The organism is Lentimicrobium sp. S6, from assembly GCF_013166635.1.
Taxonomy (GTDB): domain Bacteria; phylum Bacteroidota; class Bacteroidia; order Bacteroidales; family UBA12170; genus UBA12170.
The window spans coordinates 1-25,723 of record NZ_JABKBZ010000069.1; the positions used below are offsets into that span (position 1 = coordinate 1).

Here is a 25,723-nt window from a genome sequence, read left to right on the forward strand (position 1 = left end):
TTCTTTAGATTTAACAGAAGGAATCATCGCCAATCAATTTTAGATAAAATCATTCAGAGATGCGTAGAGCATAAACCGATTGCTTACGCTTCGATTAAATTACACGAGACTTAAATGGGTAACCCTATTATTATTTATTGTTTTACTTGATCTGACCCTATTGCAAAATCTAGTATGTCGGCATTTTTCAATTGAATTGACATTTTGGTTTACCTTATAACTTGAAGTAATTGAGTTATTTACAGTCTCTAAGATAAGTAAGCAATGATAGTAATTATTATTCATATTTAGACTAAATCAATATATAATGAATTGTTAATTTATTGCAAATTATTATTTTAAAGTTGCTTATAAATGATGTCATAATAATTTCATAGATTTGAATGCAAATTATTTATAGTGATGAAAAAAACAAACCAAATGAACAATCACCTGAACATCATATTTGCCACAATCATCACATTATTTGGCCTATTTTTATATTTAAATACTATAAATCATGGTTATGTTTTAGATGATGCATCAGTAATTACCGATAATAGAATTGTAAAAGAAGGCTTTGGTGGTTTTGGTGAAATACTAACGACTTCTTACAGACATGGCTATGATGAAAAATATCAGAATTTATATCGTCCTTTATCTTTATTGATGTTTGCAGCAGAATGGCAAATGGCACCGAATCAGGCATGGCTGGGACACCTGATAAATATCATTTTGTATGGATTTACAGGGTTTATTGTTTTTATGACTTTGCTAAAGGTTTTGAAAAAATATCATATCGTATTACCCTTTATTATTTGCCTTATTTTTATTGCACATCCCATACATACAGAGGTAGTAGCCAATATTAAAAGTAGGGATGAAATCTTGTCATTCTTGTTCTCTGTTTTGACTTTGTATACTTTTTGGCTTTATGCAGAACGCACAGAAAAGAAATACTTGTTTGGCTCCTTGGCTTTGTTTTTCTTAGCATTTTTGAGCAAAGAAGGGAGCGTAACTTTTATTTTGGTGATTCCTTTATCAGTTTTGTTTTTTGCGGAGAAGGAGAAGGTGAAGTCTCTTTTACCGAGAACGGCTTTATATTTAATTCCATTTTTGGCTTATATGATGATTCGAACGATGGTATTGGGAGAGGCAAAAATGTCAGATCAAACTGTTTCTATCCTGGATAATAGTTTGATAGAGGCTCCGATTCTTGAACGCTGGGCTACAGCATTAGTAATATTAGGTAAGTATTTTTATCAATTAGTTTGGCCAGTTTCACTGGTTAGCGATGTCTCTTATTCTCAAGTTCCTTTGGTTGGTTTTGGAAATGGAGGTGTTTTAGTTTCTCTGCTATTGTATTTGAGCATTTTTATAGGTGCTTTGTTATCTTGGAAAAAAAATAAAGTGTTGAGCTATGGGATTTTCTTCTTCCTATTTACCCTATCACTGTATTCTAATATCTTTGTTATGGTAGGGACAAACTACGCAGAGCGAATGCTTTATTTTGCTTCTTTAGGATTTTCTATCATGGTGTCAGTTGGAATCTTAAAACTGTTTAAAGTAAAAGTGAAGGAAGCTCAACAAGAGAAGACCGTTTTTCATTTTTTTAAAAATCACTCAAAAGTTTTGGCATTTACATCAGTTATTTTAGTTTTTTATGGTTTTAAAACCATTGAGAGAAATAGAGATTGGAAAAGCAGTTATAGTTTGTATTCCGCTGATATAGAAAAATCACCCAATAGCGCTCACCTTCGTTATCATTATGGTTTAGAGGTTATGCAAGATAAAGGATTGAAAACAGCAAATCCAAATGAAGCCATCCAATTTTTAGATAAATCTATTGAACAATTTCAATATGCACTGAAAATATATCCTAATTATTATGATGCATTTGAACAAATCGGTTTGGCGAATTATAGAAAGGGACTCAATTATAAAAAGATAGGGCAGCAGGCTTTAAGTAATTCAAATCAAAATCAGGCTCAAAAATATGCAGACCTAATGAATCAACATTTTTTAATGGCAAGAGAACAATATGAAAAAACGATTCAGTATAAAGAATCAGCAGTCACCTATCAGAATTTTGGAGCCTTATATTTTGATATGGGGGATACTGAAAATGCCTTGAAATACTCATTACGAGCCATTGAACTTAGTCCTAATGATGCCAATAGCTATTCAAATATTGGAAGTATTTATGGCATGTCGGGGAATTATCAAGAAGCCATTAAATACTTTAATAAAGCCTTAGAATTGAATCATGAAAACCCAGCAAGTATTCATATTTTTCTAGCAAAGACCTATGAATTCTTGAATCAACAAAATAAGGCCCAAAAACACTATAAATTGGCAAAATCAATTCAAAACAAATCATAGAATGATGCTTGAAAGAAAATATATGAAGAGCAAATGGTTGAATTACGGCCTGATTTTTCTACTCTCATTTATCTTGTTTGGTAATACTTTGCGCCATCAGTATGCTTTAGACGATGCCATAGTAATTACCGAAAATGAATATGTATTAAATGGTATTGATGGGATTCCTGAAATATTTTCTCAAGAATTATTTAATGGCTTTTTCGATGAGAAGAATAAAGATTTAGTGGCAGGTGGCAGATATCGACCTGTTTCGCTTCTTACCTTTGCCATGGAGTATGAATTTATTATGGGCTCTCCTTTTGAAGGCCTTGATGAATTAGATTTAGAAAAAAGACTGAATCAAAATCATTCAAATAAAAACCAGATAAGTCCGTTTCAAAAGCTGAATAAGGAATTAAACAAAACTTTGATAACACTAAAGGATAGTGATTTAGAAAAAGGCCAGAATTTGATTCTTGATAAGTATCAAATTAGGGATAAGGAAAGAAAGGTGATTATAGAACGCTTAAGGATAATGAAAGGTAAGCAACCAGCACATCAATTTATTAGCCACACTGTTAATGTTCTTTTCTTTGCTTTCACGGGTCTTATCCTTTTCATGGTTTTAAGCTTGATGTTTCGTGATGATTCCAACTCTGTATTTCAAGCTTGGCTTCCCTTTTTTATCACACTATTATTTATTTCCCATCCCATTCATACCGAGGTGGTTGCCAACATAAAAGGAAGGGATGAAATTATTGCCTTTTTTATGTCCTTATGGGCTTTATATCTTTCTTTTAAATATGTTGATACTCAAAAAATCAAGTATTTATTTGGTAGTTTTTGGGTTTTCCTAGTAGCAGTATTCTCTAAAGAAGTAGCTGTGACTTTTATTGCTATTATACCTCTAGCTATTTGGTTTTTTAGAGGAGGGAAATGGAAAGAAATGGGTGTTTCAATTTTGCCTGTTCTTTTGGCTTCATTTGTTTATCTGCTCATTAGAGCTTTGTATGTTGAAGGTATTGCAAGTATAGGAGTTCACGAGAGCACAGAGATTATGAATAACTCATTTTATGGAATGGATGTGATGACCAAATACGCTACCATCCTCTATTCTCTATTGCTTTACTTGAAACTTTTGATATTCCCTCATCCCTTGACTTATGATTATTACCCCTATCACATTGCAGCACAATCTTGGGATTTTTGGCCCATATTCTCTGTTGTAGTATATCTTTCTTTAGCAATTTATGCCATTTTCGGATTATTCAAAAGACATAAAGTGGCCTTTGGAATCATCTTTTTCGCCATTAGTTTAGCTCCAACTTCAAATATTCTTTTCTCTATTGGAGCCTTTATGAATGAGCGATTTATTTATGGTGCCTCACTTGGATTTTCTATTATCACTGGATATTTAATACTCGTAAAACTCCCGCTTGTATTGAAAAATGAGAACTTGAAAAACTACCTAGTTTTTGGTTTGCTATTCACCATTATTGGTTTGTATTCTTTTAAAACTATTGATAGGAACCGAGCTTGGGAGAATGATTTTGTATTGATGACCACTGATGTAAAAACCTCCTCTAATTCTGCTAAAAGTAATTGTTCAGCAGCTGGAAAGCTGATAGAATATGCCATGGATTTGGAAGGTATTACTCAAAGGAATCAAAACCTAAATCAAGCCATAGAATACCTTCATCAGGCTATTCGAATTCATCCAAGTTATGTGGATGCTTTAATTTTAATGGGGAATGCACAGTTTTGGCTCAGTAAAAATTTAGATAGTACTTTTTACTATTATCACCAGGTACTTCAGCTGTCACCCAATAATCAGATTGTTCAAGATAATTTGTTTCAATCGAGGATAAAATTAGAGTATGATAATCCTCAACAATCTATGTCCTTGATAAATGGTTTGGAGCTTGTTTACCCTTATTTGAAAGATAAATGGCAAACCAATTATTACTTGGGAAGAACCTATGGGCGCTATCAAAATAACCTGCAAAAAGCCATTGAGTATTTATCCATTGCCAAAACACAAAATCCCAATAGCATTGAGGTTTTAGAAGATTTGGGAGTAGCCTTTGGTATTTCTGGAAATTATGAGGGCTCAGCTCAATGTTTTATGCAAGCTCTCGAAATAGACCCCAATAACACCAATTTGAAGTTTAATGCAGTAAATTCATTGCTGCAAACTGGTGATAGGGAAAAAGCAAAAGACCTATGTCAACAATTATTCGATGAATTTTTAAAAAACAATAACAAGTCTGGCTTGCAAAAATTAGCTTATATTTATCAAGATATTGGAGAACAAGATCTAGCAGATATCGCATTAAAGAAATCTATCGAATAGAATAAACTAATACCATATGATTAATAATAAGAAAGTAGTAATCATACTTCCAGCATATAATGCAGAGAAAACTCTGGAGATGACCTATAATGAGATTCCATTTGAAATGGTTGACGAGGTGATTTTGGTTGATGATTCTAGTCATGATAAAACAGTAGAAAAAGGTAGAGAAATTGGTATAAAATATATTGTTGAACATGAGAAAAACATGGGATACGGAGGCAATCAGAAATCTTGTTATCGTAAGGCCTTAGAGCTTGGCGCAGACATAGTAATCATGCTTCATCCTGATTATCAATATACTCCTAAATTGGTGCCGTCTGTAGCTTATTTAATTGCAAACGATTTGTATCCCGTGGTTTTAGGGTCTAGAATTTTGGGCAAAGGTGCGTTGAATGGAGGAATGCCAAAGTATAAATATATAGCCAATAGATTCTTAACGCTATTTCAAAATATATTGATGAGTGCAAAATTATCAGAATACCATACTGGTTATAGGGCTTTTTCCAGGGAAGTTTTAGAAACCGTAAATTATGAAGCTAATTCTGACGATTTCGTATTTGATAACCAAATGTTAGCTCAGATTCTCTATGCAGGATATGAAATTGCTGAGGTTACTTGTCCAACTAAATATTTCGAAGGAGCTTCCTCTATCAACTTTCAACGAAGTACGAAATATGGATTTGGAGTTTTGGCAACCTCACTTAAATATAGGGCGCAAAAGTGGGGCTTAAGCAATTATGATATATTTAAAAACAAAAAATAATTAGAAACACATGTATGGATAAATGTACTTATTGTAAATCCTCACCATCTAATTTTAAATATAAAACCATTGATGTTTTTGGTCAACATTGGGAAATTCATCAGTGTTGCAACTGTCATGCCTTCTATTTAGCTCCAAACCCTAGCCCCAATCAATTGGCTCAAGCTTATGCCGATGATTATTATGGTGAGCAGGAAGAAAAATTTAGTTTTCCACTTGTAGAAAAAATCTTAGACTATTTTAGGGGAGGTCGAGCTAGAAAATTAAGTAAATATATTGAAGCAAATTCTGCTGTTCTTGATATTGGTTGTGGAAATGGACAGTTTTTAGAATCATTAGTTAAACATGGAGATTATAAGCTTTTCGGAACAGAGTTAGCTGGAAAATCGGCAGAACGAGCCAAAAGAATTCCCCAAGTAAATTTGAGGATAGGCTTTCTTGAAGAAGTTGTATTTGATAAAGAAAGCTTCGATGCCATTACTCTATTTCATGTTTTTGAACACCTTTCAGAACCTGAGCTAAGTTTGAATATTATACATGAAATTTTAAAGCCTAATGGAGTTTTGGTGATGTCTTTTCCGAATATAGATAGTTGGCAAAGTAGAATATTTAAAGGGAAATGGCTTCATTTAGACCCTCCTCGGCATTTGTTTTTTTTTGAGCCTAAAACATTTCGTGGTTTAATGGAGTCGCAAGGTTTTGCTTTTATAGATGAATCGTATTTTTCAATGGAGCAAAATCCGTTTGGAATGGTGCAGAGTATTTTGAATTTATGGAATAAGAAAAGAGAAGTTTTATTTGAGAGTATGAAGGGAAACCATACTTATACTCAAGAATATTCTTCTTTTAATATAATTTTACAGAAAATGTTTTTCATCCTGAGCTTCCCAATATTTATTATCAGCGATGTGATTGCTAGCTTATTTAAAAAAAGCGCTACAGTAGAATTTGTATTTAGAAAGAAATGAGAAGTCGGTTAGTAAGGAATAATTACCTTTAATTAAAAACAAGAATTATGAAGGAGAAAATTTTAAATCCCGATAGAATCATCTATTTTATTGTATTTGCCATTTCTGTATTCATCTATTCTAACACTTTTACACATCAATTTGCTTATGATGATTATAGCGTAATTACTGGAAATGAATTTACTAAAAAAGGCTTCTCTGGAATTGTAGATCATTTCACTCACGATAGTTTTTATGGGTTTACCGGGAAGGAAAACCTTTTTAAAGGAGGTAGATATCGACCATTGTCTTTGGCTACATTCTCAATTGAATATGGTCTGTTTGGAGAGAATCCTCAGATAAATCATATGGTAAATGTGTTACTTTATGGCATCACTGGGCTTTTGGTGTTTTATTTATTATCCATCTTGTTTTTTAAAGATAGAAGGCCTTTGTTATTGAAAGATAAATTACTTTCTGTTCCATTCGTTGCTACTTTATTATTTATTACCCACCCTATACATACTGAGGTCGTAGCTAATATTAAAGGACGCGATGAGATCTTGGTTTTCTTGTTCTCTATCATGTCTTTGGTTTGGGCTTTAAAATATATTGAAAATAAAAGATGGAAGGATTTACTCTTATCCTGCATATTTTTGTTAATAGGACTATTTGCCAAAGAGAATGCGGCCATGTTCTTATTGGTCATCCCTTTAACGATTTGGACTTTCCATCCAAAAGTTCAATTTTCAAAGTATAAAACCCTGATTGGAGCTTTGTTTGCTACAGTCATTTTATTTGTGTTTTGTCGACAATCCGTCCTTGGGCATATTGATGTGGAATCAACACAAGCAGATAATATCGTAAGCAACTCATTTATGTACGCTGATGGTTGGAGCCAATTATACGGAACTGTTTTTTATACATGGGGTAAATACATACAACTATTATTCTATCCTAGCCCCTTAACTATAGATTACTATCCATTTCACATCGATTATGTAGAAATCTATCATTTCAAATCTATCATTCCAATAATATTCTATTTAGCCTTAGGCCTTATTGCCACTTTGGGGCTTAGAAAAAGGAGTGTTTTTGCATTTGGAATCTGGTATTATCTGATCACTTTTTCCATAGTTTCTAATTTGGCTCTTATTATTGGGCCATTTATGGGAGAACGATTTATGTATGTTCCATCCTTAGGATTCACTATTATTATTGCCTATTTATTGCTTGAAAAACTCCCCCAATGGACAAAGGGAAAGTTATCTAAAAACATAATGATGATTGCACTTTTGATGATGTCCTTTTTGTATTCAGCAAAAACCATTGATAGAAATCTAGACTGGGAAAATAATTTCACTCTGTATACCACAGATGTGAAAATATCGAGTAAGAGTGCTATTATGACTCAAAGCGCAGCTCAGCAATACTTAAATAAAGCCATAGAGCTCAAAGGAGATAGAAGTAGCAAAGCTTATAGGGAAGAATATTTGGACAAAGCAGCAGCTTATCTAGAATATGCAATTGATAGAAATGAAACCAATATGGGGTTGCTTTTAATGGCAAATACTAAATATGAACAAGCTAAATTTGAGGAGGCCAATAAATACTATTTAAAAGTACTGAGTAGGGATGCCAATTACCAATTGGCTATTGATAATATGGTATTGTCATTAAAGAAAATTCAAGATAAAAGAATAAAATTAAATGATGTCAAAGAGTTAAGGAGTTTAACGAAATCCTTCGAATCCTTTTATATGCTTGGACAAACTTGGGGTAAAGATTTTAATCAGTTAGATTCTTCTATTTACTATCTCAATAGGGCTATAGATATTGATGATTCTTATTACTATGCCTTTGCGGATTTAGGTATGGCTTATGCCATGACTGGAGATTTACAGCAAGCCTTGATGAATTTAAATAAGGCATATCAACTTAATTCAAATGATAAATCAACCATTATCAACTTGGCATTAACACATCAAAATCTCGGTCAAACAGAACAGGCCAATGAGCTGTTTCAACGAGCGGAAAAAATGAAATGATCCTTTAAGGATAGGTACAATTAATCATTGGCTTTTTATGGAACTGAGAGTTTCAAAAAAAGTGCTTTAAAAATTTCTCAAAAGCTATGCATATGGCATGTCGCCAAATAGAAATTTTACTGTAAATTTGTCCATTAAAACCAAGCAGATGTTTGATAAGACAAAAAAACTCCCCATAGCCTGTGATCATGGCGCTTTTGAAATGAAAGAATTTTTAAAAGAACAACTGGTTGCTCATGGTTATCAGGTTGAAGATATGGGGACTTATAGTGACGCTAGTGTAGATTACCCAGATATGATTCATCCTCTGGCTAAAGCTATCAATGATGGTGTTTATGGTATGGGAATCATTTTATGTGGCAGTGGTAATGGTGCTCAAATTACAGCCAATAAATACCTAAAGGTAAGAGCAGGTTTGTGTTGGACTGTCGAACAAGCACAATTAACAAGAATGCATAATGATGCTAATATTATGAGTATTCCTGGTCGTTTTGTGGAAAAAGATTTAGCTTGGAAAATGTTACAAGCCTTTCTTAATACTGATTTTGAAGGGGGAAGACATATTGGTAGAGTGGAAAAAATATCTCAATTGTTATAAAGAAACTCTATGTCAGAAGCTGCTCAAAAATTCAACAAAGCATCTAAATTAAAGGCCTTCGATATGGAGCATCGTAAGACCCTTAACTTTAATATTGGTAAATATGACCAGGCCTTTCGAGATGGTTTGCAACAATATGCAGATTTGGATTTGGCTCGTCAGCGTGCCGCCAATGTTAAACGTAAGGCTATTAATGATTTAGATAAATATTTAATTGAGTTTGAGCAGAACTTTACTCAAAATGGGGGTAAAGTCATTTGGGCAGTTAATGCCGAAGATGCTAACAGAGAAATCCTTAGGATCTTCAAAGAAAAAGCAGTCAAGAAAGTCGTCAAAAGTAAATCGATGACTACGGAAGAAATTGAAGTGAATGCTGCATTGGAAAAGAATGGTATTGAATCGGTTGAGACAGATTTAGGGGAGTATATTGTGCAATTGGCAGATGAAAAGCCATACCATATCGTAACTCCTGCCATGCATAAAAGTAAAGAGCAGGTTGCAGAACTCTTTCATCAAAAGTTTGATTGGGATGAAAATCTAAGTGCCGAAGAAATGACAGGCAGGGTAAGGATGAAACTTAGAGATAAGTTCTATTCTGCTGATGCTGGAATTACAGGCGCCAATTTTTTGATTGCTGATACAGGTTCAATTGCTCTTACTGAAAATGAAGGGAATGGTATCCTTACTATGGCTTTTCCCAAAGTGCATATTATTGTTGCAGGAATTGAAAAGATGATACCTTCCGTTAATGATTTAGCTCTCATGTGGCCATTATTAAGCACTCATGGAACGGGACAGCATGTAACGGTATATAATTCCATTATCACAGGTGGGAAGCGGGAAAATGAGGAGGGACCTGAAGAAACGTATGTTATTTTATTAAATAATCAGCGTACAGAAGTATTAAAGCAAGAACAACAAAGTATAGCTTTGAGTTGTATTAGATGTGGTGCCTGCCTGAATGTTTGCCCCGTTTATAAAAACATAGGTGGTCATACGTACAAAACTACATATACGGGGCCCATAGGTTCTGTAATTTCACCTTGGCTTTTGGGCATGAAAGACTATAAACATCTGAGCTTTGCTTCTAGCCTTTGTGGAGCCTGTACCGAGGTTTGCCCAGTTAAAATCCCTCTCCACGACATGCTCCTTAAAAATAGAAAAGATGCTGTAGATCAAAAACTCACTACCTTTTCTGAAAGAACCATGGTGAAAACCTGGGAAAAATTCATGCTAAAAAGAAAACTATTGGATTTGTTCGGTGGAGGAGTGAAGAATTTCATCGCCTCACTTTTCTTTAAAAAAGCGTGGGGAAATAAACGAAACCTTCCAAAAATGGCAGAAAAATCATTTAATAAAAGATGGATAGAGCAGCATCCAAATAAATAGTCATTTATGTGGGATGACACCATTAGGCATATCCGCTTTCATCGACCAGCCTTTTTCTTAGGCTTAGTTTTTCTGCTATTATTTCAATCTTGTAGTCCCACTAAGTATTTAAAAGAAAATCAGTATATTTTAAAAGAGAATCAGATTGTTCTTGCTGAGAAAACTATAGATAAAGCTGAAGTAAAAAACTTTGCCGTTCAAAAGCCCAATAGAACCATATTAGGATGGCCATTTTATGTAAGTCTTTATAATATGGTAGATCCAATTAAGGAGGCCAAACGTGACCAAAAAAGAGCCATCCAAGCAAAAGAGAAAAATGAAAAGCGATTAGAAAATGGGAAAAAGCTAAAACAAGATCCTTTTTATTTAAGTCGGTGGTGGAGAAATAGTGTTGGTGAAGCACCAGTAATCTATGATAGACTTACTTTAAAAGAATCAAAAGAAGGAATGTCGGCATATATGCGTAATCTGGGGTATTATTATTCAGTTCATAGTGACAGTGCGCGATTTGATAAGAAAAAGCAACGTGCCTTGGTCGAGTATCATATCATTCCAAATGCTCCTTATAAAATTAGTCAGTTGAACCTTAAGACAACAGATAAAAGAATAGAATCCTTAATTTCCTCTAATACTAAGTTGAAGATTCCAAAGGCTGGAGAATTGTTTAATGCCTATGAACTAGATAACTTACGCTACGATATAAGCTCACTATTGCAGAATCATGGATATTATGGTTTTGGTCCCGACCAAATTGTGTATTTTGCCGACACACTTCAAAAAACAATGGAGGCAAAGGTTGGTATTGAGATCTATCAAACATCTGCAAACGGTGATACACTGAAGTCTAAGTCTAACTTCCCTGTGTATTATTTTAAGAGCCTTACAGTACACAATTATCCTTATCGTTTTGATATTCTTCATGAGGATGACATGAAAATTCATTTGTTTGGGAAAGATAGTATTCCTTTTAAATATTACGACGAGCTTACTTTTAAGCCCAATCTTTTACAAAGAAGAATAGATATAAGAAAAGATAGTATTTACCGACAAGAAGATATTGCCAGAAGCATTCGTTCTGTAGGCGGTTTGGGCGTTTTTAAATCTGTTCATTTTAAAGTGACTCCTTCTCTTGAAAAGCCTAAATCGGATAGTGTTGTGCTATTAGATGTGGAAATTCAATTAAGTCCAAGAACCAAGCAATCTTACTCCATAGACTTAGAAGGTTATACTTCTTCAGGAACCATTGGGACAGGTTTGAAATTCACCTATAATCATAGAAACCTCTTTAAGAGGGCTATATTTTTTGATATTTCGGTTAATGGAAAAGTAGAAAGGTCGACTTCTAATTTGGCCGAAGGTGAAAGTATCTTAGCCTATGAATATGGTGTAAATTCCACTTTAAGGTTTCCAAATTTCTTTTCACCATTTAGGCTTTATAAATTCAATAATAGGTATTTCCCAAGCACCTTGGTCAACTTTGGGTTTACCCTAAAAGACAGGTCGGAGTATGTACGTCAAACCACGAGTGCTAGTTTTGGTTATAGTTGGTCAACCCCAAAGAAATTAAAACATAATCTAAACCCAATTGATTTTTACTTGACTCGCTTTAGAGATATCCAATATGATTATTTGCAATACTTAATCGATAAAAACCTTTATGATCAGTATTTTGATCATGTAATTCCTGCTGGAAATTACTCTGTTTTTTATACCAATCAGAAGCTAAATACACCTAAAGATTTCTTTTTTATTAACTTGAAAGTTGAAGTGGCAGGGAATATTTTGACCTTGGCTAACGATGCACTAGGAACTAAAAAGACAGGAGCTGGTGATATATACCTTCAGGTGATTGAGGCTTATGCGCATGAGTTTCTCCCAGATAGTTTGCAGGAGGAATATATTAACGATACACGCGATTCTCTTAATATGAATGGTCCTGGGTATTATACTTTTGCTGGTCTACTATATAATCAATATTATAAAACGGATATCGATTTGCGCTATACCTGGTATCTGAATGATAAAATTAGCCTAACAACAAGAGCTTTCGGTGGATTAATTATACCATATGGAAATACGGATTTTTCTCCAATTGAAAAACAGTATTTTATGGGCGGCTCTAACGATTTAAGAGCTTGGTGGGCGAGGTCGGTTGGTCCGGGAGCTTATGTCTTGGATGAGCAAACTTTGCAGCTAAAGAACTATTATCAGCATGGTGATATTAAACTACTGGCTAATGTAGAGTTTCGACATAATATTCTTTGGAGAATTAATGGAGCGCTTTTTGCGGATATTGGGAATGTTTGGAATATCTACAATAACGAAAGTTTTCCTGATGGATTGTTTAAGTTCGATACCTTCTATAAGCAAATGGCGCTAGGTGTTGGGTATGGTTTGAGATTTGATTTTAGTTTCTTTATCCTCCGATTCGATTTGGCCTTCAAATTATATGATCCAAGTTTAGGTTCGGTTAATAAATGGGTATATAGCCAGGGAGATAGTTATTATAAACAACCTATTTTAAACTTTGGTATTGGATATCCATTCTAGCCCTTTTTTTGGAACGATTATTGGTTGTTCCGTAGTGAACAAAAGTGAATATTCTAAAACTTAACACATGAAAATAATTAAACTTTCCTTATGGCTCATTGTATTAACAAGTCTAATATCTTGTAATGAAATCACTGAAGTTACCCAAAGATCTAGTACGGGCGGGCTTAATGAGATCCTTATCGTTACAAATAATGTAAGCCAATGGGATGGGGAAATTGGAGATAGCATAAGAAGAAATTTTACAAGAGAATTAAAACTGTTGCCAGTGCCTGAGCAAGAGTTTAAAGTAGTTAATATCAATGAAGCATCTATTTCTAAAAAGATTTTTAAGAAACATCACAATATATTTATTGTCAATATTGACCCTTCTATAAAAGAAGCCTTTGTGGAATCTAAGAAAGATTTATGGGCTGCTCCGCAAATTGTGGTTAAAATAAATGCACCTAATATTCATGAATGGCTGATTAGCTTTGAGGAGGTCAAAGAAAATAGTTTCGACTTATTTGTTGATAATGAGCGTACAAGGATAATGAATAGTTATGGGTCTAAATTTAAAAATTTAAAGATTTCTAAGGAATTGAAAAAGTATTTTCATATCGATATGAATATTCCAAAAGGTTATTCTGTGACAAAAGTAGACAGTACGAAATTATGGGTTCGTAAAGAAACGGCTGCTAACTCTATGAATATCATCGTTTATACACAGCCCTATCATTCCACAGCCGACTTTGATCATAGAAGTATTTTGTTGAGAAGAAATAATTTAACTAGAACATATATACCTGGACCAACAGTTGGTTCCTATCAGGTGATTTCTGATGAATATATTGAGCCTATTTCTAAAGAACTTTCTTATAATAACATGTTCGCCGTTGAGATGAGAGGGTTATGGAGAGTTGAAAACGACTTTATGGGAGGCCCTTTTATTTCCTATACTTTTGTTGATGAAAAAAGAGGGAAGCTCATTACTATTGATGGATTTGCTTATGCTCCAAAACAAAAGAAAGCACCTTTGATGAGAGAATTAGAAGGTATGCTTTGGTCCTTGAAACTTGTTGACTAATTGATGCTTTTTAACTTTCATACTCATAAAATAGGGGAGGGCATTTTTAATTATAGACTTGGGTTTGATAAAAAACCTCCTCCAGAAAAAGGCGATTTTTCAATAGGGATACACCCTTGGGATATTGATAGCATTGATGTTGAACAAGCATTGCTTGATTTGGAAAATTATATTGATTTACCCAATTGTGTTGCTCTTGGGGAGGTTGGTTTAGATAAAGTTTGTGGCACGAATTTGGCATTACAAAAAGAGATTTTTTATAGGCAAATTAGAATAGCTCAGAAGTCTCAAAAACAAGTACTCATTATTCATTGTATAAAGGCTTATCAGGAACTATTAGTTATAAAAAAGGAGGAAGACTCAATATTTAAATGGGTTTTACATGGGTTCAATGGTGGTAAAGATTTAATTGGTCAGTTACAGAAGAATGGATTTTATTTTAGTATTGGTCATTTATTATTAAATCCAAATTCCAAAATTGCCCAAAGTATTTCAGCTATTTCCTTGAATCGACTTTTTTTAGAAACCGATGAAAGTGAGCTGGGAATAGAAGATATTTATAAAGCGGTAAGCCTAAAATATAGAATTGAAGAGAAGGTTTTGATACATGAAATTGAAAAAAACAGAAGGCTTATTTTTAGCGAATAAAAAATGAATATAAATAGGCTGAAATATGATATTTATTAGGCTTTTCTATTGGAAAAATTAATAATATTGCAGTTGAATAGATTTTACCAAATTTTAAATTATAATATATTAGATATGAGCGTTTTGGAAAATTTGAAGTACACCAAAGATCACGAATGGATTCGTGTTGAGGGCGATGAAGCCTATATTGGAATCACTGAGTTTGCTCAAGGTGAGTTAGGTGATATCGTTTTTGTAGAAGTGGAAACTGAAGGTGAGAGCCTTGATAAAGAAGAAGCTTTCGGTACGATTGAAGCTGTTAAAACGGTTTCTGATTTATTTATGCCCATCAGCGGCGAGGTTGTAGCGTTTAATGCTGAGTTGGAAGACGCTCCAGAGTTAATCAATACTGACCCGTTTGATAAAGGTTGGATCATCAAAGTGAAATTAGCTGATGCTGGTGAACTCGATTCTCTTTTGAGTGCTGATGATTATAAAGCTTTAATAGAAGCTTAAGAATATACAATAACAGAGCTTTAGAGAATTAAAATAATTTTCATATTTTAGCGGCTCGTAAAAAAAGAAAAATAACGCCTTTAAATAATAACATTATGGAAAGAAGAAAATCCGAAAAAGCAAATTTGGAGACCAAGAGAACGGTATTCCTTGAGATTGGCTTTGTTATTGCTCTGGCGGTGGTTTTTGTAGCTATGGAATGGAAAAGCTATGACAAGCAAGAATACGATTTGGTTCAGCGTGTTGTAGATGATACTCCAGAAGAAATCATTCCTATAACAGAGCAAAAAGTTAAGCCACCTCCACCAAAACCTCCACCACAAGTTACTTTAATCAACGTTGTAGAAGATGATGTTGAGGTGGAAGATGAAATTGAAATCGATGTAGATATGGACGACGACACCGAAATGGAAGAGTACGTACCTATTGTTGAAGAAGAGGAAGAATTAGTAGAAGAAGAAATTTTCCTTGTGGTAGAGCAAATGCCATCATTCCCTGGTGGTGAGCAGGAAATGTATCGTTACATTGGTAATAATATTGAATATCCAAGAATGGCGAAAGAAAGCGGTATAAGTGGTCGTGTATTCGTAACATTCGTTGTGGAAAAAGATGGTGCTGTAACCGACGTTCAAATCCTTCGTGGTATTGGCGGTGGTTGTGATGAAGAAGCCATTAGAGTAATCAAATCTATGCCTAAGTGGCAAGCTGGTATGCAAAGAGGAAAACCTGTAAGGGTTCAATACCGAATGCCTATTAAGTTTACACTACAGTAAAAAATATTAAAGCAGCCTTTTGGGCTGCTTTTTTTATGTTTTTTTCCTTCCATTATTTTGATGTACCAACCCTTTCTCAGCTGTGTTTATGCTATTTTTATTGAGCTATTAAGTCATTTATTTAAAATTAGAGCACTTTGATACCACTCAACTTTTTATTACATTTGCGCTCCAATTTAGAATAATTATAAACAGCTACATGAAAACACACAAGCATTCTAAATCCTATATTTCTGAAGTTCTTAACGATTATAAACTAGCCAACGAAAGTAGGCAATTGAGCTTATTAGGAAGACGTGAGGTCTTAACAGGAAAAGCTAAATTTGGTATTTTTGGGGATGGTAAAGAAATCCCACAGCTAGCCATGGCCAAAGTTTTTGAAGATGGTGATTGGCGCTCAGGATACTATCGAGATCAAACCTTTATGTTTGCCACAGGCATGATGACTCTAGAAGAGTTTTTCTCCCAGTTATATGGAGATACCAATGTGGAAAATACTCCTGCCAATGCAGGGCGTTTAATGAATAACCATTTTGCTAGCCGTAGTTTAGATAAAAATGGAAATTGGAAAAATCTAAGCGCACAAAAGAACTCTAGCCCAGATATTTCACCCACCGCTGGACAAATGCCAAGAGCTTTGGGCCTAGCCTTAGCTTCTAAATTATATAAAGAAAATGAAGCCCTCCACACTTTTACTAATTTCACTAAAAAGGGAAATGAAGTTACTTTTGCTACCATTGGCGATGCCAGTACTTCTGAAGGCCATTTCTGGGAAACTATAAACGCAGCCGGAGTGATGCAAGTTCCTCTTGCTGTTAGTGTTTGGGATGATGGATGGGGAATATCAGTTCCAAATACCTACCAAACTACCAAACAAAATATTTCTGAAGTCCTTAAAGGATTTGAGAATAATGAATTAGGAAAAGGATATAAAATACTAAAAGCAAAAGCCTGGGATTATCCTGAGCTTTGTAGAATATATAAAGAAGGAATAGAGCATTGTCGTAAAGAGCAAAACCCAGTTCTATTTCACATCACAGAAGTCACTCAACCACAAGGACACTCTACCTCCGGTAGCCATGAGCGTTATAAGTCAGAAGAAAGGCTGCAATGGGAGAAAGATTTCGATGGCATTGCAAGAATGAGATCTTGGATATTAGAGGAGGGCATCACTGATGAATCTACCCTAGTAGAGATAGAGAAGGCAGCAATTATCCGAGCAAAAGAAGCCAAGAAAACAGCTTGGAAAAGGTTTTTACAACCTATCAAGAAAGAGCGTGACGAATTATTGGCCACGGCAAATATTTCATCTTGCCATTGTTCCAATACACCTCAAATTGATTCCATTAAGAAAGATTTAAAAATGGTGGGTGAGCCTATTCGAAAGGAAATCATCAGTTCAGCTAGGAAAATTCTTCGCTTGGTTTGTGATAAGTGTAGTGATCCCAATCATTCCCTTAAAGCCAATGTGACCAATTGGTTGGAAAAGGAAATGGAGAAAAATAGTGATAGATATAATTCATATCTACATAGTCCTCATGCATCTTCCGTTCTAAATGTAGAAGCTATTGCTCCTATTTATGAAGAAAGACCTAAACAAGTTCCAGGTCGCGAAATTCTTCGCGATAATTGGGACTATATTTTTCAGAATAACCCATTAGTTGTTGCATTTGGCGAAGATGTTGGAAAAATAGGAGGTGTAAATCAAACTTTCGAAGGCTTACAGGAAAAACATGGCGAAGAGAGAATCTTCGATGTGGGTATTCGTGAGGCTACTATTATTGGTCAAGGATTGGGTTTGTCACTTCGTGGATTTAGGCCTATTGCTGAGATTCAATATTTCGATTACCTCCTCTATGGTTTACAAGTGATGAGCGATGATATCAGTACCATGCTTTACCGTACCAAAGGTGGGCAAAAAGCACCAGTAATCATTAGCACACGAGGGCATAGGTTGGAAGGTATCTGGCATAGTGGTTCTCCATTAAGTATGGTCATCAATTCCATTAGAGGGATGTATGTTTGTGTACCTAGAGATATGACTCAGGCAGCAGGTATGTATAATACCTTATTGAAGAGTGACGAGCCCGCTTTAGTTATTGAGCCACTCAACGGCTATCGTTTTCGCGAGCCACAACCCCAAAATATTGGTGAATTTACCATTTCCTTAGGACAACCAGAAGTTTTACGAGAAGGGAAAGATCTAACGATTGTGACATACGGTAGCTGTTGTAGAATTGCCATGGATGGAGCAGACCAATTAAGTGAATTTGGTATCGATGCCGAAATTATTGATGTTCAAACCTTGCTTCCATTCGATAGAACTCATCGTATCTTAGAGTCTTTAAAGAAAACCAATAAGGTTATTTTCTTTGACGAGGATGTTCCTGGCGGAGCTACTGCCTATATGATGCAGAAGGTTATTGAAGAGCAAAAAGGATTCTATCATTTAGATGCTGAGCCCTTAACTTTAACGGCTAAGGCACATCGTGCAGCTTATAGTACCGATGGTGATTATTTTTCCAACCCTAATGCTGAAGATGTTTTCGAAAAAGCTTATAATATGATGCATGAGTATCATCCAGAGCGGTTCCCAAAGATATTTTAGATTTAAAAAGCGGACTTTAAAGCCCGCTTTTTTATTGTCCTAGCTTTTACACTCCAAGTGTGAGTGGTGAGTATGGATAGCTATCTGATGCTTACCTTTATAGGAAGTACAAAATCAACAGCTACTTTTCTAATACCTTGTACTCCAGGCTCCCAATTTGGCATCATGTTTACAACTCGTAAAGCTTCTGTATCACTTGCTGGGGCTATGCCACGATGTATTCGAGCATTTGTAACTTGTCCTTCAGCACTGATGGTGAATGCAATAAATATCTTCCCACTAACGCCTTGTTCTAAATCTATTCTAGGCAGTTTGAAATTTCGAGCCACAAAAGAAAGCATGGCTGATTCTCCTCCAGGAAAAACGGGCTTTGTTTCTACTTTATAGTAGGGGAGGATTTCTTCGATTTCTAGTTCTACTTCTTCATTGGGTTCCCAAGGTTCCAGGGGCTCCTCAAAATCAATAGTGGGATCGAATATTTCGGTTTCCTCTGTAATATTGTCATCAGGAACAATATTTAAAACCATAAATGATTTTGGTTTCTCCGGTATTTTTTCTTGCTTTTTAAGAATAATAGGGCTGATTAATTCATCTTCATGATAATTGGATTCGTAGAGATTATCATAAATGATTTTATCATAGGATTTGTATTCAAAAGAAAACAATATTGCTGCAAGAGCAAGTACAAATCCTATTTCTAAGAAGATGATTTTTTTGTTTTCTAGGTTGGCGGATGATGATTTTCGTTTATTCATGATTCGATTTTTTAAGGTTTTACAAATGATTAGGCATAACAATTGATTAGCCATTCGCTTTTGTTATGTTTCCTAGAATATCGATATGAAAGGAGGTTTTTAAGGAATAAATAACAAAACCGTGCCAAAAATGGGATATTGATGGTTTAATTCTTGAAAATCAGTTTAGCATTTCTGTATAATGACTTTGTTATTGTAAAAACACCGTTAAAATGCCGCATCTCTTTGAATATCATTTGATATTGTTGTAATAATTATTGTATTTTTGTAACACTTAACGCATCAATAAAGTATAAAAAGTAAAATCACAGCTATGAGAAAATTTCTACTATTAATAGCCATCTTATTTGTATCAATTAGTTATGTAGATGGTCAAAGCGCTAAAAAACTGCTTCGTACAGGAAGTAAACAATATAAAGAGAATCAAATAAATGAGGCCAAAGCTACTTTGACTCATGCCATCAAACTTGATCCTAACATGGTGGAAGCTTATGAAACAAGAGCTCAAATCTATACTCAACAAGGCGAAATTGAATCTGCTATTGCTGATTGGGATATGGTAAATAAGCTTACTCCAAAGGAAGAAATTCCATGGTTGAAAAATGCAGACCTAAATATTCAGATTGAAGATTATAAAAAAGCTTCTTCAAAATATGCGGGATATTTAAATATTGAAACCAAGGATTTAGTTGTTTACGATAAACAAATTGCCTGTTTGAAAAAAATTGAAGATTGGGAGAAAGCATTGTTTTATGCTAAGAAAAAATTGGATGTAAAAGAAACTCCAGAATCACATTTTGAAATCGCAAACCTTCAGTATATTTTAAAGAATTATACTGCTGCTGAGGCCAGTTATAAAGAAGCTATCAAAGAGTCCCCTAATAATATTGATTATCACAATGGCTTAGCATTATCTTTTTACTATCAAGATAGGTATGATGCTGCCATTGGGGAGTGCAATATTGTTCTTCGCTCTGACAAAAGCAATAAAGTTGCCTACCTTACTCGGGCCAATAGCTACCATAAAAAAATTGAATACAGTTATGCTATCAATGATATGTCAAAGGTAATTGTGATGTATAAATCTGATGATGATTATACCGATAACCTTAATTTCAGAGGAGACTTATATTTAGAATACAGCCAGCATATGAATGCCATTGGCGATTATTCTGCTGTCATTAATAAAGACCCAAAAAATTCATACGCCCTCTATAAAAGAGCTCAAGCTTATGAGGAAATTGATAATGAAGTAAAGGCACAAGAGGATTTACTACGTATTATAGGTTTGTCTGCTGGAGGAGTCGTGGTAGCAGATGCTATGCTTACGGATTCAAAGTCTCGTTTGTTTGAATTAAGACGAGAAACAGATGCCCCATCAGTTCATGTAATTAATGATAATGTTAAAGATAAAACACTAAGAGTTAATAATGAAACCGAAATGGTTGATTTAAACTTACAAGTTCAAGATGATAATAAGATTGAGAGTTTAGTTATAGATGGAAATGGCATTGAAGTAAATTCTAATTCAGGAAGTCTAGAGTTAACACAATCTATTTCAGTGCTTGATAAGGAATCTTTTGATATCACCGTTGAGGATGTTTACGGAAATAAATCAACAACAACTTATAATATCTTAAGGGTTGAAAATAATATTCCAGTAGTGGCTTTTATGAATCCTTTCGTAAATGAAAATAACGAAATGATATTGGATGCTGATGATTCTAGAGTTTATTTCGAAGGAAGTATTACTGATGAAAGTTTGATTAAATCCATATTGATTGATGATGTGGTTATCCCTTTCAGTCGTGATGAAGCTAATCCCGTATTCTCTACAAATATGGATCTACGCGATAAGACTAAAATTGTGATGATTGTTACCGATATCTATGACAATAAATTAGAAACAGAATATTTCTTGAATAGGGAGGAGGCTCTTTATGCTGCTGATAGCCCAATGGGAAAAACCTGGGTGGTATTTATTGAGAATTCAGAATATGAGTCTTTCGCTTCCCTAGATGGACCAGTAAAAGACGTGAGGTTAATGCGATCGGCTTTGGCAAACTATGAAATCCATAATTTTATTCATCGCCCCAATATGAGTAAATTGCAAATGGAGCGTTTTTTCAGTATTGAATTGCGTGATATGGTAAAAAATCAAAACGTTAACTCTTTGGTAGTTTGGTATGCTGGTCATGGTAAATTTCAAAATGAAACTGGTTATTGGATTCCTATTGATGCAGATCGAACAGATGAATTCTCCTATTTTAATTTGAATAACCTAAAAGCAAGTATGCAAGTTTATGCCAATGATTTAACACATACTTTGGTGATAACAGATGCTTGTGAATCTGGGCCTTCTTTCTATCAAGCCATGAGAAATGATATTGAGATTAGAACTTGTGCCGATGAAAAAGCAGTGAAGTTTAAATCATCTCAAGTACTTTCTTCAGCTGGCTATGAATTGGCCTCTGATAATTCACAATTTACTAAGACTTTTGCCAATTCATTAATTAATAATTCTGAGGCCTGTTTGCCCATTGAAAGTATTGTATTAAACGTGGGTGAAGCTGTAACTAAAGACAACCAGCAAAAACCTCAGTTTGGTAAAATTGATGGTCTTGAGGATGAGAATGGAACTTTCTTCTTTATTAAAAGGGAGGCAGATATTCCAGCTACAGATACGGCAGAAGAAGCAACAGATGATAATCAGGAATAAAGCCTGATGTCATGCATATTAAACACATTCTAGGGCTTGTTTTTAAAAGAACATTAAGTGTTTCGCTTTTTGTTATCCTCTCTTTTTTAGCATATTCTCAAACCTATTATTTCGAAAATTATAGTGTAAGAGATGGCCTTTCTAATTCAAAAGTATATGATATTCTTCAGGATGATGGTGGGTATATATGGTTGGCAACTCCTTCGGGTTTAAGCCGTTTTGATGGTGAGAGTTTTAAGAATTTTGGAACGGAGGATGGTATACCTGAAAATTCAATTAGAGCTTTATTCCTAGATTCGGATCGTCAATTATGGTTGGGTTATGAAAATGGAAATGTTTACCTGAAAACTAAATTAGGTTTCAGAGAGGTTATAAACGATTCTATTAAGGCCAAAGGAGAAATAAGTGATATTACCCAGAATACCAATGGAGATATTATCATTGGTACCATTGGGGCAGGATTGTTTATTATTCAGAATGTAAACTCTGATCAAGAAACCATTAGTCATTTTTCAGGTAGAGATGGTATCGACTCCCAAATTTACAATGCATCGGCTGCAAGTGATGGGCGAATATTTTTCGCCACCAGTGTGGATATGAAATATATGGATGCTGATAGCGCTAAATTTCATTTCTTTCGACCCTCAGGTTTTCCTTCTTTCTTTTTAACAACTACCCTAATGGAAGATACAAAAGCAAACCTTTGGATTGGAAAACATAATGGTGGACTTTATAAATTCGATGCTCAAGATTCTGTTTTCACATTCTTCGATCATAGAGATGGCTTAGCCCATAATTGGGTGAGTACTATTTTTGAGGATTCTAAAGGACAAATATGGGTGGGTACCTGGGGAGGAGGAGTGAGTTTAGTAGTAGAAGACAGTGTGCAGGTTAATTTTAATGTGAAGAATGGTCTTCAGGGCCAGAGTATTCAGAAGATAACGGAAGATACAGAAGGGAATATATATATTGCTACTCAAGAAAATGGGTTTTATATTTTTAAAGGTAATCAGTTTTTATCTATGACAGAAGACAATGGCTTGCCCAATGAGCAAATTTTTGATATCTGCGAAGTAAATGATAGCCTTATCCTATTAGCCACAAATTATGGGGTGGCTGTTTTAGAATTTTCAACATCAACTCAAGCCGAAGTTTTAGCAATCTATAATCAAAAAAATGAAGATGCTATTTCTTTTGAGGGATTGATATCCAATAAAATAAAGAATTTAGTTCGCGACAAAGATGGTAATATTTGGATAGGTTCTGCCTTATCGGGAATCCAAAAATTTAATACCAAAACAAGAGAGTTTCAATATGATTATGTAATCAACTCTAACCTGCCAAAAAATGCTAAAATGATTCATGATCTTGAGGTAGTGGGTTCTGATCTTTATATTGCTACTGTTGATGGCCTGATTAATTACGAGGTTAATAGCGGAAAAATATTTAAACTTTCTCAAACCGATGGATTATCAGACCGTGATATAGAGACTTTGTATCGAGGAGAACAGGATAAATTATGGATTGGAATTCGAAATGGAGGGATTAACAATATAGATAAAGATGGAAATATCACCATCCTCGAAAAAACCCGAACCATAACCCCTATATGTTTTGCGGAAAGTCCAAGTGGTCAGCTTTGGGTAGGAACCTTTGATGGCGTGTTTAAATTAGTAGAGGATAGTTTAGTAAAAGTAATTGACCAGCAATCTGGTTTGCTTTCTAATTATGTGAGCCTATTGCACTTTATGGATGACAATAGAATAGTTGTTGGAAGTAATAATGGCTTAAATGTTTATTATCTTGATAGCAAGGAAATCATCCATTATAATAAGAATGTGGGCTATACTGGAATTGAAACCAAGACCAACTCCTTTTTAAAACGAAAAGATGGGGTCTTGCTTTTTGGGACCACAGGGGGACTTATGATTTATGATACCAAAACAGAGGATCGTAAATTAAAAGAAGCTTTTATTCATTTGGTACAAATGAAAGTGAATATGGAGGAGGCTCCTATGATCTCTGGAGCCACATTCCCTTACGATGAAAACTCTTTTAGTTTTAATTATCATGCCATCTCATTAAGTAATCAGACTGATCTGAAATACCAAGTGATGCTAGATGGTTTAGATCTTGGTTGGAGGGAGGTGACTAATTCAAAGAATATTAGTTTCTCACAATTGCCCCCAGGGAAGTATCAATTATTGGTGAAGGCCATTACATTCGATGGAGTAGAAAATGAAACTCCGGCTCAATACTCGTTTACTATTCGACCACCTTTCTGGCAAACTTGGTGGTTTATTAGCGGAAGTTTATTGATCATCATCGCCTCTACATTTTATGGAGTGCGCTATCGAATTTACCTCCTCAAAAAGGAGAAAAAGATATTGGAGCAAAAAGTACTTGACCGTACTAAAGAGATCTCGCTCAAAAACGACTTGTTAGCCGAAAAGAACAAACATATTACCGATTCCATAAACTACGCTCGTAGGATTCAGTATGCTGCCATGAGGCCGGAGGAGCATTTGTATCAGCTCTATGCCCAAGCTTTCATCCTCTATCAACCTAAGGATATTGTGAGTGGCGATTTCTATTGGTATATCAAGAAAGGCAAGCACCTTATTATTGCAGCAGCTGATTGTACAGGTCATGGTGTGCCTGGAGCATTTATGAGTATGTTGGGTATTGCTTACCTCAATGAGATTGTGGGTAGAATGAACAAGTTTGTGGCCAGTGATATTTTAGAGAAGCTGAGAGATAATGTGATTAATGCCTTGCATCAAAGTAATAGTGCTGATACTGCCAAAGATGGAATGGACATTGCATTGATTATCTTAGATACAGAAACCAGAAAGCTACAGTTTTCAGGTGCCTATAATCCCCTGTATATCATTCGTGAAGGCGAGTTGATTGAGCAAAAAGGAGATCGTATGCCTATTGGAGTTCATGCCAGAGATAAGGAAGCTTTTAGCAATCATAAAGTAAATCTACTTGCCGGAGATCAGCTGTATTTCTTCACCGATGGTTTTGCCGATCAATTTGGTGGACCAAAAGGTAAAAAGATGAATTATAAGCGTTTTAAAAACCTCATTCTTGAACAGAAAAAACAGGAGCTTACACAACAAAGAGAGAACATGCTTCTGGCCTTTAATGATTGGAAAGGCGAGCAAGAACAGTTAGATGATGTTTTGGTGATAGGGGTGAAGGTGTAGGGGAAAAGTACTTAAAGTACTTAGAGTTCATAAAGTGCCTAAAGTACTTAAAGTTATGGCTAGGTTTTTTCTTAATAGAATTACCTCCGGTAGAAGCATTTATGGAGGAGAATTGGAGTAGGTTTAAAATTCAGAGTTTTAAGTTTAAAGTTCAGAGTGGAGTAGCGTTGGAGAAATACATGGCGAAGATTAGCTAGCATTCGTGTAAATCCAAACCAGCATAAACCATTCGTGCATTTGTGGTAGCTTATCATTAAGCAGTAAGATGAGCATTGTCTGGGCAAATCGGATTAACGTGTTTTTCTTGGGGATGGACAATCTAGTCATTTTTTTCTCTTGTTAATTTAGGAAGCTATTATTAATAAATATATTACTCAAATGGTTCATTTAATCTGAAAAAGCATGATAATATATTTCTCTTCAACACTTTTTGGAAAAGTGTTGCAAAACCTC

The 25,723-nt window shown here is 34.8% G+C and carries 16 protein-coding genes; 15 read left to right on the plus strand and 1 reads right to left on the minus strand.

Annotated elements, in window-relative coordinates; genetic code table 11:
* Positions 1 to 402 precede the first annotated feature (402 nt).
* From HNS40_RS17790 to HNS40_RS17850, 13 genes are all read left to right on the plus strand, one after another.
* Entirely contained in the window at positions 403 to 2,361 is a 1,959-nt protein-coding gene (locus HNS40_RS17790; protein ID WP_172283391.1) for a tetratricopeptide repeat protein, read from the plus strand.
* A gap of 1 nt (position 2,362) precedes the next feature.
* Positions 2,363 to 4,696 (plus strand): tetratricopeptide repeat protein, encoded by a 2,334-nt coding sequence (locus HNS40_RS17795; RefSeq protein ID WP_172283393.1) that lies wholly within the window; start codon positions 2,363 to 2,365, stop codon positions 4,694 to 4,696.
* Between the two features lie 16 nt (positions 4,697 to 4,712).
* Complete coding sequence (locus tag HNS40_RS17800; protein WP_172283395.1) at positions 4,713 to 5,462, plus strand: glycosyltransferase family 2 protein; 750 nt, start codon at positions 4,713 to 4,715, stop codon at positions 5,460 to 5,462.
* Between the two features lie 14 nt (positions 5,463 to 5,476).
* Entirely contained in the window at positions 5,477 to 6,430 is a 954-nt protein-coding gene (locus HNS40_RS17805; RefSeq protein ID WP_172283397.1) for a class I SAM-dependent methyltransferase, read from the plus strand.
* 47 nt (positions 6,431 to 6,477) lie between these two features.
* The gene (locus tag HNS40_RS17810) at positions 6,478 to 8,457 is read left to right on the plus strand and encodes a hypothetical protein (protein ID WP_172283399.1); all 1,980 of its coding nucleotides are present in this window, start codon (positions 6,478 to 6,480) and stop codon (positions 8,455 to 8,457) included.
* A 148-nt stretch (positions 8,458 to 8,605) separates the two neighbouring features.
* On the plus strand, positions 8,606 to 9,055 hold the full coding sequence (locus HNS40_RS17815) for an RpiB/LacA/LacB family sugar-phosphate isomerase (RefSeq protein ID WP_172283401.1): 450 nt from the start codon (positions 8,606 to 8,608) through the stop codon (positions 9,053 to 9,055).
* A 9-nt stretch (positions 9,056 to 9,064) separates the two neighbouring features.
* Positions 9,065 to 10,444 (plus strand): LutB/LldF family L-lactate oxidation iron-sulfur protein, encoded by a 1,380-nt coding sequence (locus tag HNS40_RS17820; RefSeq protein ID WP_172283403.1) that lies wholly within the window; start codon positions 9,065 to 9,067, stop codon positions 10,442 to 10,444.
* A gap of 6 nt (positions 10,445 to 10,450) precedes the next feature.
* Positions 10,451 to 12,994 (plus strand): BamA/TamA family outer membrane protein, encoded by a 2,544-nt coding sequence (locus tag HNS40_RS17825; RefSeq protein ID WP_172283405.1) that lies wholly within the window; start codon positions 10,451 to 10,453, stop codon positions 12,992 to 12,994.
* 67 nt (positions 12,995 to 13,061) lie between these two features.
* Entirely contained in the window at positions 13,062 to 14,060 is a 999-nt protein-coding gene (locus HNS40_RS17830) for a DUF4837 family protein (RefSeq protein ID WP_172283407.1), read from the plus strand.
* Between the two features lie 3 nt (positions 14,061 to 14,063).
* Complete coding sequence (locus tag HNS40_RS17835; protein WP_172283409.1) at positions 14,064 to 14,708, plus strand: TatD family hydrolase; 645 nt, start codon at positions 14,064 to 14,066, stop codon at positions 14,706 to 14,708.
* A 114-nt stretch (positions 14,709 to 14,822) separates the two neighbouring features.
* Positions 14,823 to 15,203 (plus strand): glycine cleavage system protein GcvH, encoded by a 381-nt coding sequence (gcvH, locus tag HNS40_RS17840; RefSeq protein ID WP_172283421.1) that lies wholly within the window; start codon positions 14,823 to 14,825, stop codon positions 15,201 to 15,203.
* A gap of 125 nt (positions 15,204 to 15,328) precedes the next feature.
* Complete coding sequence (locus HNS40_RS17845) at positions 15,329 to 15,976, plus strand: energy transducer TonB (RefSeq protein ID WP_253916419.1); 648 nt, start codon at positions 15,329 to 15,331, stop codon at positions 15,974 to 15,976.
* Between the two features lie 199 nt (positions 15,977 to 16,175).
* Positions 16,176 to 18,584 carry a thiamine pyrophosphate-dependent enzyme gene (locus HNS40_RS17850; protein ID WP_172283413.1) on the plus strand — a complete coding sequence of 803 codons (2,409 nt, stop codon included), beginning with the start codon at positions 16,176 to 16,178 and terminating at the stop codon, positions 18,582 to 18,584.
* Between the two features lie 80 nt (positions 18,585 to 18,664).
* Here HNS40_RS17850 and HNS40_RS17855 read toward each other — a convergent pair whose 3' ends face one another.
* The gene (locus tag HNS40_RS17855) at positions 18,665 to 19,339 is read right to left on the minus strand and encodes an energy transducer TonB (RefSeq protein WP_172283415.1); all 675 of its coding nucleotides are present in this window, start codon (positions 19,337 to 19,339) and stop codon (positions 18,665 to 18,667) included.
* 313 nt (positions 19,340 to 19,652) lie between these two features.
* On the opposite strand from HNS40_RS17855, the gene HNS40_RS17860 reads away from it, so the two are divergent.
* Both HNS40_RS17860 and HNS40_RS17865 read left to right on the plus strand, forming a co-directional pair.
* Positions 19,653 to 22,058 carry a tetratricopeptide repeat protein gene (locus HNS40_RS17860; protein ID WP_172283417.1) on the plus strand — a complete coding sequence of 802 codons (2,406 nt, stop codon included), beginning with the start codon at positions 19,653 to 19,655 and terminating at the stop codon, positions 22,056 to 22,058.
* Positions 22,059 to 22,069: 11 nt separating this feature from the next.
* Entirely contained in the window at positions 22,070 to 25,270 is a 3,201-nt protein-coding gene (locus HNS40_RS17865; protein ID WP_172283419.1) for a two-component regulator propeller domain-containing protein, read from the plus strand.
* The last annotated feature ends 453 nt before the right edge of the window (positions 25,271 to 25,723 follow it).

What these genes read in the sequence shown, in the direction of transcription:
- HNS40_RS17790 (WP_172283391.1), top strand. Translation starts at nt 403, where the DNA reads ATGAAAAAAACAAACCAAATGAACAATCACCTGAACATCATATTTGCC.
- HNS40_RS17795 (WP_172283393.1), top strand. Translation starts at nt 2,363, where the DNA reads ATGATGCTTGAAAGAAAATATATGAAGAGCAAATGGTTGAATTACGGC.
- HNS40_RS17800 (WP_172283395.1), top strand. Translation starts at nt 4,713, where the DNA reads ATGATTAATAATAAGAAAGTAGTAATCATACTTCCAGCATATAATGCA.
- HNS40_RS17805 (WP_172283397.1), top strand. Translation starts at nt 5,477, where the DNA reads ATGGATAAATGTACTTATTGTAAATCCTCACCATCTAATTTTAAATAT.
- HNS40_RS17810 (WP_172283399.1), top strand. Translation starts at nt 6,478, where the DNA reads ATGAAGGAGAAAATTTTAAATCCCGATAGAATCATCTATTTTATTGTA.
- HNS40_RS17815 (WP_172283401.1), top strand. Translation starts at nt 8,606, where the DNA reads ATGTTTGATAAGACAAAAAAACTCCCCATAGCCTGTGATCATGGCGCT.
- HNS40_RS17820 (WP_172283403.1), top strand. Translation starts at nt 9,065, where the DNA reads ATGTCAGAAGCTGCTCAAAAATTCAACAAAGCATCTAAATTAAAGGCC.
- HNS40_RS17825 (WP_172283405.1), top strand. Translation starts at nt 10,451, where the DNA reads ATGTGGGATGACACCATTAGGCATATCCGCTTTCATCGACCAGCCTTT.
- HNS40_RS17830 (WP_172283407.1), top strand. Translation starts at nt 13,062, where the DNA reads ATGAAAATAATTAAACTTTCCTTATGGCTCATTGTATTAACAAGTCTA.
- HNS40_RS17835 (WP_172283409.1), top strand. Translation starts at nt 14,064, where the DNA reads ATGCTTTTTAACTTTCATACTCATAAAATAGGGGAGGGCATTTTTAAT.
- gcvH (WP_172283421.1), top strand. Translation starts at nt 14,823, where the DNA reads ATGAGCGTTTTGGAAAATTTGAAGTACACCAAAGATCACGAATGGATT.
- HNS40_RS17850 (WP_172283413.1), top strand. Translation starts at nt 16,176, where the DNA reads ATGAAAACACACAAGCATTCTAAATCCTATATTTCTGAAGTTCTTAAC.
- HNS40_RS17855 (WP_172283415.1), bottom strand. Translation starts at nt 19,339, where the DNA reads ATGAATAAACGAAAATCATCATCCGCCAACCTAGAAAACAAAAAAATC.
- HNS40_RS17860 (WP_172283417.1), top strand. Translation starts at nt 19,653, where the DNA reads ATGAGAAAATTTCTACTATTAATAGCCATCTTATTTGTATCAATTAGT.
- HNS40_RS17865 (WP_172283419.1), top strand. Translation starts at nt 22,070, where the DNA reads ATGCATATTAAACACATTCTAGGGCTTGTTTTTAAAAGAACATTAAGT.